The organism is Moritella dasanensis ArB 0140, assembly GCF_000276805.1.
GTDB lineage: Bacteria > Pseudomonadota > Gammaproteobacteria > Enterobacterales > Moritellaceae > Moritella > Moritella dasanensis.
Genome location: NZ_AKXQ01000010.1, coordinates 150,099 through 165,546 on the forward strand (window position 1 = coordinate 150,099; position 15,448 = coordinate 165,546).

At 41.1% G+C, this 15,448-nt stretch carries 13 protein-coding genes; 5 read left to right on the forward strand and 8 right to left on the reverse strand.

The window, feature by feature from the left end:
* Nucleotides 1-42: 42 nt before the first annotated feature.
* From A923_RS0110420 to A923_RS0110435, 4 genes are all read right to left on the reverse strand, one after another.
* Nucleotides 43-1,353 carry a BamA/TamA family outer membrane protein gene (locus A923_RS0110420; RefSeq protein ID WP_017221622.1) on the reverse strand — a complete coding sequence of 437 codons (1,311 nt, stop codon included), beginning with the start codon at nucleotides 1,351-1,353 and terminating at the stop codon, nucleotides 43-45.
* A 329-nt stretch (nucleotides 1,354-1,682) separates the two neighbouring features.
* Nucleotides 1,683-3,029, reverse strand: coding sequence for a BamA/TamA family outer membrane protein (locus A923_RS0110425; RefSeq protein ID WP_051039743.1), 1,347 nt, complete (start codon nucleotides 3,027-3,029; stop codon nucleotides 1,683-1,685).
* Between the two features lie 60 nt (nucleotides 3,030-3,089).
* On the reverse strand, nucleotides 3,090-4,211 hold the full coding sequence (locus A923_RS0110430; RefSeq protein ID WP_017221624.1) for a hypothetical protein: 1,122 nt from the start codon (nucleotides 4,209-4,211) through the stop codon (nucleotides 3,090-3,092).
* Nucleotides 4,212-4,230: 19 nt separating this feature from the next.
* Nucleotides 4,231-5,616: a BamA/TamA family outer membrane protein gene (locus A923_RS0110435; protein WP_033197608.1), complete on the reverse strand. Its 1,386-nt coding sequence runs from the start codon at nucleotides 5,614-5,616 to the stop codon at nucleotides 4,231-4,233.
* 274 nt (nucleotides 5,617-5,890) lie between these two features.
* On the opposite strand from A923_RS0110435, the gene A923_RS0110440 reads away from it, so the two are divergent.
* Nucleotides 5,891-6,319, forward strand: coding sequence for a DUF4399 domain-containing protein (locus A923_RS0110440; RefSeq protein WP_017221626.1), 429 nt, complete (start codon nucleotides 5,891-5,893; stop codon nucleotides 6,317-6,319).
* Between the two features lie 18 nt (nucleotides 6,320-6,337).
* Here the strand turns inward: A923_RS0110440 and A923_RS0110445 are convergent, their stop codons facing one another.
* The 3 genes from A923_RS0110445 to A923_RS0110455 form a co-directional block, all read right to left on the reverse strand.
* The gene (locus tag A923_RS0110445; protein WP_026006191.1) at nucleotides 6,338-6,823 is read right to left on the reverse strand and encodes a L,D-transpeptidase family protein; all 486 of its coding nucleotides are present in this window, start codon (nucleotides 6,821-6,823) and stop codon (nucleotides 6,338-6,340) included.
* A gap of 365 nt (nucleotides 6,824-7,188) precedes the next feature.
* Nucleotides 7,189-10,257, reverse strand: a complete 3,069-nt coding sequence (locus A923_RS0110450; protein WP_026006192.1) for an efflux RND transporter permease subunit — start codon at nucleotides 10,255-10,257, stop codon at nucleotides 7,189-7,191.
* 3 nt (nucleotides 10,258-10,260) lie between these two features.
* Nucleotides 10,261-11,337: an efflux RND transporter periplasmic adaptor subunit gene (locus A923_RS0110455; protein ID WP_017221629.1), complete on the reverse strand. Its 1,077-nt coding sequence runs from the start codon at nucleotides 11,335-11,337 to the stop codon at nucleotides 10,261-10,263.
* Nucleotides 11,338-11,555: 218 nt separating this feature from the next.
* On the opposite strand from A923_RS0110455, the gene A923_RS0110460 reads away from it, so the two are divergent.
* Nucleotides 11,556-12,491: a LysR family transcriptional regulator gene (locus A923_RS0110460; RefSeq protein ID WP_017221630.1), complete on the forward strand. Its 936-nt coding sequence runs from the start codon at nucleotides 11,556-11,558 to the stop codon at nucleotides 12,489-12,491.
* A 79-nt stretch (nucleotides 12,492-12,570) separates the two neighbouring features.
* On the opposite strand, the gene A923_RS0110465 is transcribed toward A923_RS0110460, so the two are convergent.
* A complete protein-coding gene (locus tag A923_RS0110465) occupies nucleotides 12,571-13,314 on the reverse strand; it encodes a sulfite exporter TauE/SafE family protein (RefSeq protein ID WP_017221631.1) in 744 nt (247 codons plus the stop codon).
* Nucleotides 13,315-13,540: 226 nt separating this feature from the next.
* Between A923_RS0110465 and A923_RS0110470 the strand changes: the two genes are divergently transcribed.
* From A923_RS0110470 to A923_RS0110480, 3 genes are all read left to right on the forward strand, one after another.
* The gene (locus tag A923_RS0110470) at nucleotides 13,541-13,747 is read left to right on the forward strand and encodes a DUF3565 domain-containing protein (RefSeq protein WP_017221632.1); all 207 of its coding nucleotides are present in this window, start codon (nucleotides 13,541-13,543) and stop codon (nucleotides 13,745-13,747) included.
* Between the two features lie 36 nt (nucleotides 13,748-13,783).
* Nucleotides 13,784-14,086, forward strand: a complete 303-nt coding sequence (locus tag A923_RS0110475; protein WP_017221633.1) for a putative signal transducing protein — start codon at nucleotides 13,784-13,786, stop codon at nucleotides 14,084-14,086.
* A 570-nt stretch (nucleotides 14,087-14,656) separates the two neighbouring features.
* The gene (locus A923_RS0110480; protein ID WP_017221634.1) at nucleotides 14,657-15,448 is read left to right on the forward strand and encodes a hypothetical protein; all 792 of its coding nucleotides are present in this window, start codon (nucleotides 14,657-14,659) and stop codon (nucleotides 15,446-15,448) included.

Genomic DNA, 15,448 nt, shown 5'->3' on the forward strand with positions numbered 1-15,448 from the left:
AAGTTGTAAGATTTAAGTAACTATTAAGCGAACTGGTCTTTGCTAGAACGCTTCAGTGAACGTCAGGAACAAGCCACTGTCATCGGCACTAAAGCCAAAATCGATACGCACATTCATGCGCGGTTGTAATTCGTAGCGATAACCAACACCGTAGCTATATAAAAGGTTGTCATACAGATTGCTATCATCACCAGCAATAGAGCCAATACCACCCCAAACAGTCATACCGTGTGCAGATAGGTCGCCATTATTACGCTGGAACGTATGACGATATTCAACCGTGTGTTCAATGGCATTATTATCTCTAAAGCGACCGGCGTATAAACCACGTAGCGAGAAACTACCGCCGAGTGTTGGCATATCATAGAAAGGTACATCGCCTTTACTCCATTGCATCGCATTGTAAACAGCGACAACACGGCCAGGGTTAAAGCTATGGTAGTAACGGTAATCAAGTAGCACTTTTTGGTAATCATTATCGCTACCGATCACCGATCCATAATTGATGTATTCAAAGTTAAGGTATTGACCTTCCCAGGCATTAACTGTGACATCTCGAGTATCGTAATTGACCGTGACACCTAAGCCGATTGATAAAGGTTTATCTTTAAATTCGTTAAAGTTATCGTCTAGGCTTGCCGTTAGTGGGATCTCGTCTTCGTCAGCTTGGTAATATTTCAACCGTAAAGCAGGACCAAAGTAGAAACCGTAATCATTTTTAAATGATAGATTAGCGTCATAGGTCAACGAGGTATTACGCATTAAGGTGTCATCAGATGAATCTTGGGCTTTGCCTTTGTCGTAACCAATCCCCCAGTAATTCTCAGCGTCATCGCTGAATGTCAACGCACCACTGAAACGGGTATCATTGTTATCAAAAAATAGATTCTGTTTTGAGCGGATACCATAACCAAAACCTGCGTCACCTTGTGTTCCTACAGCAAATAAGGACACACTTGAACGTTGTAGTTCTTGCTCTTCACGATTAGTACTAAACGAAAATAAACCACCAGCAGCGACCATTAAACCGACTTCAGGAGTATAAGCAGGACCGCCTAACCAAGACGTGATTGATGTACCATTTTTTTCTTGGTGATCATCGATAGCATATTCAAGATCAGTTTGGCGTTGCGTTAACGTTTCACATACTTCTGCTTCACAGTCATCCAGGGCAGTATCAAGCGCATCAATCGCAGTGTTGTATTCTTCAGTGCGTTGTTGTGCTTGCGCGTCTGTCGAAAAGAAAGGCATTTCTGTTACAGCTGTAGGTAAATGCTGATACTCGGTGAGTGGATCTGCATTTACCATTAACGGAGTGAAAGCAAGTAAAGGTACGTAAAATCGTTTAGTCAAGAGATCTCCAAAAATGGTATTTATAAGCGGCGTGATTGTAAATTTCCAGTTGTGAAAAATACGTGAAAGTTACCGCTAATTGAGACTTTATTTATGACAATAGAAGAATCAATTTTAGTCATTGGTATTCAAAAGAGGGCGTATTCTAGGTGTGCAGCAAAACGAATGCAAGATGTTGAAAGTATTCAATAATGAATAACTAGATATGTTATGTTTTACTATGCAGGAATTATTTTTTTACGAGGTTTTTAGACGCTAAATCATACCGTGCGAGGTGTCATCGCGTGATGAAGTTGTAACGCCTGTTGTTTAGTATATTTATAATCGATTTAGAAAGGATGGTCTACCATCAACCATAGGTTAGTGCTTTCATCGGAAACGGCAATATCAGCTCTGATCACCATCCCTGCCATTAAGGAGCGTAAGGAAAGACCTACATCGGTTTTTATATCCGCAAATAATGCGTTGCTCGTATAGGCGTCCGCTACCTGTCCAACTTCAGCAAAACCGACTAATTGAAACCAATCAAGGCGTAGAAATTTCAACCAGCGTATATCTGCAATAGGGTTATTTTTAAAGGTATAACGATATTCTAGGCTACCATAAATAGCCGCTTTATCATGAAATCTATTTTGATCATAACCACGCATACGATAGAAACCGCCTAATGTAGCGCCTTCATTATACGGTGCTGAATTTGTCACTTGTTGACCTCCGGCATTATCATGCTCAAGTTGCCAAGACGGTGAGAACCCAGTCCAAAAATTCATTGCGATAATACGTTGTGATGCACTTTCAGATTGTCCAAGCGAGACATATTTACTCATTTCGAGATCAATGAATGTCCATCGACGATCTGAATCGAGCCAAGCAGGATCGTGGGTTATGGCAATATATTGACTACTGCCAGTTGAGGGATTAATTGCAAAGTCAGTATTGTTGTATAACAACCCCAGCTCAAAAGCATGGATAGTACCATCAATCGCATCAGGTCCAGTTTCAAAGCTTTGGTAGCGATTAAATTGCCTTAGAATTAATACTGATACTCCCGTGTCTAATGGGTTCCAGGATTCTCCGCCAGTTGGCTCAGAGGTTAATAAACCACGGCTAGTTTCATATTTAACCATCCCCTGAGTTCGGGTCGCGCCGATGGGCAATGAAAACTCTAATTTCATTTCCCACCAATTTGACGACCCATTAGCTTCAATATAATTGTCGTTCGATGAATCATTACTGCCAGCTAATGGATCGCTAATCGGAGTGTAGGTATCTCTGGGGCTGGCATAAGCTCGTTGATCAGGATAGTACCCCAGCATGCCTAGTATGCTAAAGTATAAGCGATCTGTTTTTGGTAAGCGATAATCCCAAACGCCGAGCCCTGCGCCATAACTTACGTCACCACCAAATGCGGCTCCACCTATGGTCATTTGATCTTGATAATAGCCGCTGACCATACCACCGACGCCTATATTTAACCCCATTGAGTCTGTAGAAAATAAATACGGCAGGATTAGTTTTTCTGTCACCTTATTCGGGGTTTCAGCGCGGTTTAGGGTTGATTTAACTTTTGCTGAAGGTTTGGCATGGACCATAACGTTGAATGCAGAGAAACAGGTAGCTGTCACTATAACAAGCCCTAGTCGAGTGATGCTCTTGAATTTCCTTTCTAATCGCATGGAGACTCCATATCCCTATAATCAATCTCTTCAATATTAGTCTAATACATGGACTAATGGTTAATAACGATAAGACAGGTTGGTAATAAATTGTTGGCGACTTGCCCCACCTATACCGCCATACTCAAAGGCCAGCATCCAGTGTTTACTTAAGTTATAACTACCACCGACAAGTCCCATCCATTTATCCACATTTTCTTGTTCTATTTTGTAGTCAACACTAAATCCGTCTTCGCCCACAGGCAGATACTGAGTACCGGACAGGGTTAGCTGGCTTTTTAAATAACTGGTGCCGACGTACAGTGATAAGCTTGAGCCGTTATTAAACTGAAACTGTTTACCTACTCGCGGCAGCACATTGACCACATAACCCTCGGTTTCACTGCGATCCATATCAGTCCAAGTGAATGTCACTGGGACAGAAATAAAGTAACTGTTCCAACCGCCGACAAACATCATCCCCGCACCGTAAGACATCCCGGTTAGGCTAGCTTCAATGTCTTCGACTTCAAGACTAGCGCCTCCTAAAGCGTTACATAGAGGGCGATTTTTAATTAAAGTACAATCTACGTTTCCTTGTTCTAATGCATCGTCACCATCAATAGCAAAGTTAATGCCGACCGTTCCTGTTAATTTACCTACTGTGGCAAATACATTCATAAAAGGAAAGACCCAAGCATCTAACTTTAACTGTGGGGTGTGGGTATTGGATTCGGTGTTATCAAACGAAACAAAATCGATGTCATACTTTGGACTGCCATCGTAACCAACCGATAAATCAGTCAGAGTCATATCCTGTTGGACGTTGGCATAAATAATACTGATACCAAATGGCAGTGGTAAGTCATAACCATTCATGATGACGTCTTCAGCAAAAAAGGGTAAAGCGTGTTCCCATTTCTTCCCTGGATTAGCTGTTTTTTTATCTGCTATTGTAAGGTCTAATTTGGGAACTTCACTCTCAGTGTCCTCCTGTGTTAGGAACGCTGCATTTTGCTCTTGATATATATATTGAGACATAAGAGACGGTAAACCAAATATAGTTTCATCTTGCAGTTCAAATAACGGTGGGAATAACGCATTACTAGATGCTGTATCAACTTCTGCTATAGCATTGGTGTTGTTTGCAAAAGTGAGTGGCGCTGTTAAAGCCGTTAATAAAGTAAGTATTATTCGTTTCATCGTAAAGTGCCTGTCGTGATCAAAATGCTTCAGTAAAAGTAAGGAAAAAGCCACTGTCATCAGCACTGAATCCGAAGTCTATGCGTACATTCATTCTTGGCTGTAATTCATAGCGGTAGCCAAACCCGTAGCTATATAATAAATCTTCATACAAGTGGCTATTATCTGCATCTGTATCACCTGCAACAGAGCCAATACCCGCCCATACAGTCATGCCGTGGGCAGATAAATTGCCGTTATCACGCAAGAATGTGTGGCGATATTCGGTCGTATGCTCAATGGCGTTATTATCTCTAAACCGACCCGCGTATAAGCCACGAAGTGAGAAACTACCACCAAGTGTCGGCATATCGTAAAACGGCACGTCACCATTACTCCATTGCAGCGCATTGTAAAAGGCGATGACACGACCTGGATTAAAGCTGTGGTAATAACGATAATCGATCAGCGCCTTTTGGTAATCATTGTCGCTACCGATATTCGAGCCATAGTTAATGTATTCAAAATTGAAATACTGGCCTTGCCATGCGTTAACGGTGACATCTCGGGTATCGTAATTTAATGTGACACCCAGACCTATGGATAAGGGTTTGTCTTTAAATTGGTTAAAATCGTCATCTTGTTGTGCAGTAAGTGGAATTTCGTCTTCATCTGCTTGGTAATATTTCAGCCGTAAAGCAGGACCAAAATAGAAACCATAACCGTTTTTAAACGACAAATTGGCGTCATAGGTCAGTGCGGTATTTCGCATCAAGGTATCGGCGGATGCATCTTGTGCTTTACCTTTATCGTAACCCACACCCCAATAATTTTCGGCATCATCACTGAATGTCAACGTACCTGTAAAGCGCGTATCATTATTGTCGAAAAACAAGTTTTGCTTAGAACGAATCCCATAACCAACTCCGGCATCACCTTGGGTTCCTACTACAAATAAAGACACACTTGAACGTTGCAGTGCTTGTTGTTCACGGTTACTGCTAAATGAAAATAACCCACCAGCAGCCAGCATTAAGCCAACTTCAGGTGTGTACGCTGGCCCGCCAAGCAAAGACATAATTGAAGCACCATTTTTTTCTTGGTGATCGTCAATTGCATATTCTAGATCGGCTTGACGTTGAGCTAACGTTTTACACTCAGTCTCTTCGCACCGTTCTAAAGCATTATCAATCGCATCGATAGCATTGTTATATTCACCCGTGCGTTGTTCTGCCTGTTCTTCAGTCGTAAAGAAAGGCATATCAGCAACATTGGTCGGTAGATATTGATACTTGGTGAGCTGGTCGGCATTTGCTGTCAACGGTGTTAAAACAAGTTGCGAGGCTAAGACAAGCAAGGCTAAGTAAATACGCTTAATAAGAGGTCTCCAAAAAATCGCTAGTATAGGCAAGGCGGGTGTTGTCATACAACTGGGATAATTACGTGAAATAAGATTTACTAATACTTTAATCAGCTATATCTAAATCAATTTAAGGCCGCGTTATCACAAAGAGGGCGTATTTTAGGTGTGGATTTTTTTGCATGCAAGTGGTTAGGGTTTTATCAAAATATTATTAATTAAATGTTCAAAACGGAGCGCTAGATTAATGTTACTTATAACGAATTGGTGTCGGGGATATTCGAACCTTAGTCTACAATTAATGTGAGATAGTGAAGTATTCATTAATGAGGTGCTAATTATGTTTAAAATATCATTGTTTTTTGTAATGTTTATGGTCAGTTCAAATACGTTTGCTTTAAAGCAGGAACCGGCAAGTTCAGCACCCTCTGGGGTTAATGTTTACATTATAAGTCCGGTTGATGGTGCGACTGTTTCACCGACATTTACGGTGCGTTTTGGTTTAAGTGGAATGGGCATTGCGCCGGCGGGAATCGATCGTGATAAAACCGCTCACCATCACTTGCTTATCGATACTAAGGTGTTGCCTGATTTGACCAAACCGCTACAAGCGACAGATAAAGTACGCCATTTTGGTGGTGGTCAAACGGAAACCGAAATAACACTAAAACCGGGTAAGCATACTCTACAGTTATTGTTAGGAAATTATGCGCATGTACCACATGACAAACCGCTGATGTCGAAAAAAATAACGGTGATTGTTAAGTAGTAGCAGGCATATAGACTGTTAAGGTGTTATCTGGATAGGGGTGCCATCGGGTACATATTTAGCGATATCTTGAATGGCTTTATTGCTGACTGCAATACAGCCATTCGTCCAGTCAGATCCAATCAGTAACGCTGCATTGTTTTTATTCGGTAAACCATGGATATAAATATTGCCACCGGGATTGAGATTACGTTCGAGCGAACGTGCTTTATCGCGTTTATTTGGGTAGGTGATATGAAGACTTAGATGATATTTACTCTGCCTATTTTTGAAGTCAATTTGATACAAACCTTCCGGTGTTTTTCTATCGCCGCGCTGTATTTTAGCGCCAATCGGGTTTTTTCCAAGGGAGATCTGATACGACTTAATCAACTGATCATTGCTAAAAAGAGAAAGAGTCCGATCTGATTTTTTAACCAATACATAATCCGCTTGCGCAAGTTGTGAGGCATAGCTATTGAGTGTAAATATCACGAGTGAAAAGAGTATTAATTGGTATGTCATGGCAAAAAGTGAATAATCTGTCGGCATTGAATGATAGGGTGATTAGACCGTATATCTTAATCACCTTCAATTTTTAGCTTATAATTTTAAGTGATCTAAGTCACATATTTAAATGCCAATTAACAGCGTGAATATAAGGGGTTGATAGATAATTATTTATGACCGGCCCAAGAATATAAACTATGACGAAGCTTTATAAAATATCATAACCCCATAAGAATATGCTCAAAAAACACACAAAATGACAGGTCTAAAGAGTGATAACTGCGTATTAACTGGAAAGATACCCGACACTACATTTTTGCTAGCGCTAAAGTTAGATCTAAAGCAAAGTAAGATGTTGTGTCGGGTGTATTTACAACGCACTAATCTCGATTAGGGATCTTGAATACCAACGTGTAAGTAACAGGTAATACAATTAAGGTTAATATCGACGCGAAACCTAAACCAAAGATGATGGTTATTGCCATTGAACTGAAAAACGCGTTCGACAGTAATGGGATCATACCTAACATCGTGGTTATCGCCGCCATTAACACGGGCCGAACTCGACTTACTGATGAATCGACTACCGCTGCATAAGGTGCTTTTCCCTGGCTTAACTCCAAATTTATTTGGTCGACGAGTACAATGCCGTTCTTAATAATCATCCCGGTTAGACTGAGCAAGCCTAATAGCGCCATAAAGCTAAAAGGGGCATCAAAAAGCAGTAGACCAGATACCACCCCGATTAATGCTAGCGGTACAGTAAACCAAATGATCAGCGGTTGACGCACAGAATTAAACAGCAAGACGGTGATCAAAAACATCGCTAAATAACCTAAAGGAATGGAGCTAAATACCGAGGTCTGCGCCTCTGTGGTTGTTTCAAATTCACCACCCCATTCGAGATCATAACCAGCAGGTAAAGGTATTGCTTCCACCTTCGTACGGATGTTATTAAATACCGAATCTGCGGTTTCCCCTGTGCCATTAATCGGATCTGCTAATACCGACAGTACTCGTTTACGATCACGGCGCATGATCATTGGGTCTTCCCATTCAGTGTTAAAATCACTGACGATTTGAGTCACTGGGACGAACAGATTATTATCCGCGCTCCATACCTGGAGTTTCCAAATACTATCGGCATCCAAGCGTTCGGTCGCAGGGGCGCGGGCTATGATGGGCATCAGATAGCTATTTTCACGATAGATGCCGACTTGTTTACCGCTAAAATTGGTCAGTAGGGCATTATCCAAATCGTGTTTACTTATGCCCGTTTCTCGTGCTTGTGCTAATGCCAGTTGTGGTCGGATTAAGGTGACTTGATTACGCCAGTTATGACGGATACCGGTGGCCGTCGGTTCAGCGATTAAGATAGCTTCAGCCTGAGCCGCTAATTGGCGTAGTATTTGTGGATCTTCCCCATAGAATCGAGCCTCTATTTTAGCCGCTGGACTGGGACCATTTTCCATATACTTAATGCGGAACTGGGCTTCAGGATAATCCTGCAACAGGTCTACTTCTAGTTTACGCATAAAGGTATTTAAGGTATCGAGATTGGTCATCTCAATCAGTAGCTGGGCATAGGCGTTATAGCCTTTTTCTGGCACATAAGATAATACAAAGCGCTGCGAACCTTGGCCGATCACACTAGTTAGGTTAACTAAACCGACATCCTTAGATTGTTGCTGTTGCATTAGGTCTTGTTCAATGCGGGCGACAAGTTGCTCTGTGGCATTAATATCACTCCCTTCAGGCATCCACACATCGACAAAAAATATCGGTGTACTCGAAGGTGGGAAAAATACATTCTTAATATGGCCAAAACCGATAACTGAAGCAATAAGCGCAGCGATCACCATGGCAACCGTAACAATACGGAAACGGATCGCCAGCATAAGAGCACCACGATAGAACTGAAATATAACACCTTTATACGGGTCATCATCTTGGGTTGATTTGTTATCACCGTCTTTAAACATTAAATGACAAAAGAATGGGGTAAGCGTCATCGCCGTGATCCAACTGATAAACAGCGAGATCAACAATACTTGAAATAAAGAGGCACAAAACTCACCCGTGGCATTATCTGACAGACCAATCGGGGCAAAAGCAATAATCGCAATAATGGTAGCGCCGAGTAGTGGCCATTGGGTTTGGGATATCACTTGTTTGGCCGTTTCCAACCGTGTTTGACCACGTTGGATACCGATAAGAATACCTTCGGTGACCACAATCGCATTATCAACTAGCATACCGAGGGCGATAATAAGCGCACCTAATGAAATGATTTGTAACTCAATGTTGAGTATGTTCATGACAATGAAGGTACCGAGTATCGTCAGTAGTAATACCAGCCCCATTAATAAGCCAGAGCGTAGCCCCATAAAGACCAGTAGTACCACGATAACAATCGCGATAGATTCGGCCAAATTGATCAAGAAACCATTGACGGTATCATCGACCATTTTACTTTGGTCATAAACGGTCAATAGCTCGATACCAATGGGACGTTCGCCTTCGAGTTCTGCCAGTCGTTGATTTACCGCCGCACCGACATCAACCACATTGACACCACTGGAAAACGAGATGCCGACAGATAAAGCCGCTTCCCCTTGACCATGATAAAGACTTGACGGTGTTTCATCTGCGGTTTTATAAATCTTGGCTATATCACCAAGGTAAATCAGTTTGGTGCTACCTGGCGCACTGACTAACAGACGTTCCATTTGTGTTACATTGCTAAACTCACCTGTCGGATGAATACGAATACGATCATCACCAACACGAATACTACCGGCATTCGAAACCACGTTTTGCGCGTTAATAAGGCTATAAATGTAATCTTGGTTAAGTCCCAACGCCGAGAGTTTTTGTTGGGATATTTCCACTACTACTTGTTCCGCAACTTTACCGGCAATCACAATTTTTTTGACGCCATTCACGAGCACTAATTCTCGACGTAAGAAATTAGCGTAATTTTGTAGCTCTCTATTGCTGTATCCATCGCCAGTGATATTGACTAAAATACCAAATACATCGCCAAAATCATCAATGACATTGGGCGTTGCTACCCCAGGAGGTAATAGCTTGATGGCATCGTTGACCTTACGGCGAACTTCATCCCATATCTGCGGTAATTCGTTGGCGCCATATTGTTCTTTAATCTCAATTTCAATTTGTGATAAACCAGCACTGTTAATCGAGGTGATATGCTTGATTGCATCAAGTTGTTGCAGCGCATCTTCTAGCGGTAATGTGACTTCCTCTTCGACCTGCTCAGGTGATGCACCTGGATAAGCTGTCACAACTAAAGCTTGTTTGATGGTAAATTCAGGAAACTCTAATTGGCCTAACCCGAAAAATGAGATGCTGCCGCCAACCAATAATAACAGCGCGAACATCCAACTAACGACCTTGTGTTGGATTGAGTATTGAGCGAAATTCATCGGTTATACTCCACGTTGCCAATGCAAAGGCTTCACCACGAGTCCTGCGGATAACTGTTGAATACCAGCGATGACCACCTGATCACCAGCTTTGATACCGGATGTTATTTCAATGCCGTGTGAGCGGACTTTACCCAAGGTGACTGTTTGCGGTGTTACTGTGTGAGTATCACTGTTGTATAACCAAATGATGTTTTGACCGTTGGTATCCCTTTTCATCACCGCGCTGGTGGGTAATATGGCGACGGTTTTTTTTGCTGTGGCTATGTCTAAGGTCAACTCTGCACTCATTCCGGGTAAGATTTGGTTATTACTCGGTTGCGGTAAGGTAAATACCACTTCATAGCTTTGTGTACCTGGGGTTATTTGTGTGGCGTATTCTTTTAATGTCACTGGATAAGATTTATGCGGTTGTGCTGAAAATATAACCTGCGCTTGATTAGCCGTACCTGGGGTTAGTTGCGTCACGCGGGTTGCTAATGTTTCGGATACTTGAATGACGATATCGATATTACGATCTTGTTGTAATACTAATAACGTTTGGTTAGCTTGCACCATCTGATAGTTATCGGCCAATATCTTGGCGACCGTGCCACTGTAAGGTGCTTTTAATACCGTATAACTGAGTTGATCACGGGCCGTAAAAAGAGCCGCTTGTGCTGACTTTAGTTGCGCTTTAGCGAGGTCATATTCTGCTTGAGAGAGTAATTGAGTATCGAGCAGTTTCCCTTTACGTTTAAAGTCTGCCGATGCAAGTTCATGCTCGGCCTCCCTATGCAGCAAGGTATTACGTGCGTCTCTATCATCAAGGCGGACAAGTACAGCCCCTTTATTCACATGCTGACCTTCAACTAATGATAATTCAACTAACTGACCGGATAAGCGAAAAGCTAGATCTGCCTGTTCTGTAGCGGTTACTTTGGCTGGAAAACGGTGGATATCACCGCTCTGCATGTCGGCAATGGTTAATAATTTAACGGGTCTTATTGAGGGGGTTAAAGGTTCTTTTGATTCCGCGCTGCAGCCGCTGATAATAGCCGCAATCGTGCATAGTACAATGGTTTTTATGTAGAGGTTCATAACCTTAATTCCAGTCATATTGACGTTGATAATACAATTGAGGGCAATATAACAATATATAAGGTTGATAAAAATGAATCTATATGGAACTACCGGTTGCATATAATGGAACTATACGGTGGTGTGATCTTATGTGGTGTGGTGTAATGCACACTTATTTGTGTACTCTTATGTGCACTCTTATTTGCACTTTTATTTGCACTATCAGGGGAAACTAGATGAAAACAGAAGATATAGCCTTGTTCCACCGGATTGTTGAAGCGGGCAGTTTGGTTGATGCTGCTGGGTTATTATATCTGCCTAAATCGACAATCAGTCGGCGTTTGCAAGGGTTAGAGGATGATTTAGGCGTTAAATTATTTCACCGCCAAAATAGGGCGATGACCTTAACCACTGCAGGCAGTCACTTTTATGATAAAACTTTGTCTTTGTTGGCAAGCTTAGAGCAAACAATCACTGATATAACCGATAAAAATGCAGAGGTCAGTGGTCATTTACGTATTCTGCTATTTCCAGTGCCAGATTTAATGCTCATTGTTAACGGGATTTATCAATTTATGGATCTTAATCCCAAGTTAACTGTGGAGCTTATTGTGAATGCAGAACCGCTTGATATGATCCGCCATAATATTGATATCGCCTTTATGGTGGATGAAGCATTCAATAACATTGATATCGACATGGTCGCGCGTCCTGTTCTCAGTGAGATATTGCATTTTGTCGCTAGTCCTGAATATCTTGATAAAGCAGGAACACCGGCAAAACTCAGTGACATTAGCCAACATAATTCGATCATGTTCCGCTTTCCTAATGGCCAAGTATTTAATGAACTGCCGTTAGGTAACAATGAATTCTTATCTGTCAGCGGCAATATTTGCCTTAACAGCGTGCAACTGGCATTGGAAAGTGCGCTCGCTAGCCGCGGTATTGCTTATATACCAGAGCGCTTGTGTGAAGAGTATATTAAAGCAGGTAAGTTGGTACGACTGTTTGCTGATGTCCAACCCTATGAAGGTAAATGCTATCTCACTTATCCGTCACGCCGTTTTGTTAGTTTGGCTAGCCAACGTTTGATTGATCATATGCTGAACTTTATGACGTTAGATGGTCTGCCTATCTGTACTAAAAGCAGGGAAGGTAAAGCTTGGTATTAACGCCTTGCTAGAGCGTATTTTGATGCAGTATAACGGTTGATTACTATGTGATTGTCAGCAAGGAAACACCCGAGTCATTTTAGCTGAACAATAAGCTGCTACCGATAATCATCAATAAACAAAATGCGAATTTACGCATGGTATCTAGGCTAATAGGGGGTGGATAATGTTTAGCAATCCAGCTCATACCCAATACGACGGGAATACAAATAACGGAGAACAATAGCATGTCACTCGTCAGGCCGCCTTGAATACCAACCATGGTAATACGGCTTATTGAGCTAACAAAGAAAATGCTTAACAGATATAAACGAATAAGATTAAGGGTAAAAGGTTGGCGATAGAAGATATAAACCAGTGGTGGTCCGCCCATACTAAACAGTCCGGTTAAAATGCCCGACGCCGTACCCGCGCCAAGGAACATGCCTTCGTGAGATTGTTTGCGGTCTTTGTGTGGCGACTTTAAAATCATGCTAATACCAGCACCAATAATCGCGATACCAAGAATATTTTGTAATATTTGATTGTATTCACTACTTAAATATTCAAGCAATGTTAAGCCAATCATTAAACCCGGTAGCATCCCCGCAACGGTCAACAGCACTAAACGTCTATTGAGTTGTTGCATACAGCCTTTCAGAATAAATATGCTATTAATCAAGGTAACAAAACTGATCACTACTGAGGTGAATGCTATGGGCACTAAATTAAAGGTGGTCACTGTCCCCATTACTATCATGCCTAAAGCAAAGCCGGCGACACTTTGTACGTAGGTTGCGACAGCAATAATAGCCATAAAGGGCAGCAAAGTTTCGACGAGCATTATGTATTCCTAATCGTGGTCATTGATACGAACGTGTGGTATTTACGTACTAAAGTTGGCATAAATGCGCTGTTATGTGTAACGACTTAACATTTTCGAAGTGGTCTGTATTGTACTGAGAATATAACAATTACTCAATTATTCTGTATCCTTTCAGGCGTTATTTAGTGTAAATTCGATGAAGGTGTAATGGCTTGTGTTATTGAATGGTTTATTGGAGAAGAAGATGCAACAGCCAATTGTTGGATATCATAAAGATGAAGAGGATGATTGGGTAGCAGAACTCGCCTGTGATCATTTTCAGCATGTGCGCCACAACCCACCTTGGTTTTGTCGCCCTTGGGTTATTACAATAGAGGGGCGCGAGTCTATGTTAGGGTTTCAACTTAACTGTAAAAAATGCGATGAAGGTGCACCTCGCGATAAGGATTGATATATTTACCGATTGAATAGAAGATGGAGTAAGTCAATGAAACTAATCTATACCCATGAAAATGGCTTTCTGGTTAACAATGTGAAAAATATTATCGAAGGACATGGCATTGATGTTGTGCTTAAAAATGAGTTCTCATCTGGTGCAGTAGGGGAGGTTTCCGCATTTGACGCTTGGATGGAACTTTGGGTCATTAATGATAGCGATTGTGAACGCGCACTTGACGTTATCTCAACGATGCAAAGTAAAGCGGATGATCCGGACTGGCTCTGTGAGCAATGCGCAGAAGAAAACGGAGCCTCATTTGATGTTTGTTGGAATTGCCAATACGAGCATTAGTCAGATGAATCTATTTATTCACTCTTCATTATTCATTATCCATTATCCATTATCCATTATCCATAGCCACTACCGATAGCCGATATCGCGAAAGTCGGTGTTAATCATTAATAGTCGTTGTTCATACGCATTCATTACAACGACTTAACTAATTGTAAATACTTGTTAAAAAGTACTAATTAGGGCTAATGCTAACAGGTTAAAAGTTAGATCCTTTATTCTATCGCCACGTATTATTTCCTGTGATTACGGTCACTTTTCCACAGATATAATTGTCGGATCTAAAGGTTTAAAATGTTTTTTGTTAGCGCATTAAACTAAAGTAATAGTGCTTATTGAAATTTATATGTTGAATATAAAGGCTACTTTGCTTTTTATTGCCTGTTTGTGTCGATTTTCTTTGTGAAGATACGGTTTGCTAACTTACTTCAAGCGATCATATTTTAGTGATACATTAATTTAACTTTCAGATTCATTTGATGAACACTGAAAGACAGTCAAGCTAAGGATGGCTTGAGGTTGAAGGAGAATACGCTTTATTCTCACACATTTGCCAAGGATGGATCTCAAATGGACACTAAAAAACACAAGATATTTGCCAATCACATCAAGTTAGATAACCTTTCGTTACAACAAATAAAAGAAATGCATAGCTTATTTATTCAGTATTATCACAATGCTGAGTTTTCAACGTTCGTCGATGATTTGTCCGAAAAAGACGGATTGATTTTAATTCGAGAGAGTAAGTCAAAGCGAATTGTTGGTTTTAGTACCCTTAAAACATTACGCTTTAGGCTTAAAGGAAAAGAAGTAAAAGGTATCTTTAGTGGTGATACTATTTTAGAGCGTAAATATTGGGGCACGAATAAGGCGATGATCTGTTTTGTTAAGGTCTTGCTGAAAGAAAAACTAAGAGATCCACTCACACCATTATTCTGGTTACTTATTTCTAAAGGTTATAAAACCTATTTATTATTAGCCAACAACTTCCCTAAACATTACCCACATCATCAAGGCAAATTCGATGAGCTAGCAACTGTTGTTGAACAATATTGCGAGAACCTGTATCCAAGCTATTTTGATGCGCAACAACAAATTTTAGACTTTGGTGGTGATTATCAAAAGCTGCGTGGTGAAGTGGCCGAAATTACTGCCGAGTTGAAGCGAAGCGTGCCTAAAATTGGCTTTTTTGAAGAGCGTAATCCTAACTGGCGTGAAGGTAAGGAACTGCCTTGTATTGGCGAAATTAACGCATCCATGTTTACTTTCTTTGCACAAAAATCATTACGTAAAATATTACAAAAGAACAATATTAATTGGGATTTAGGGCTCATCAATTTAACTCGCCGTTTAGTGAAGTAG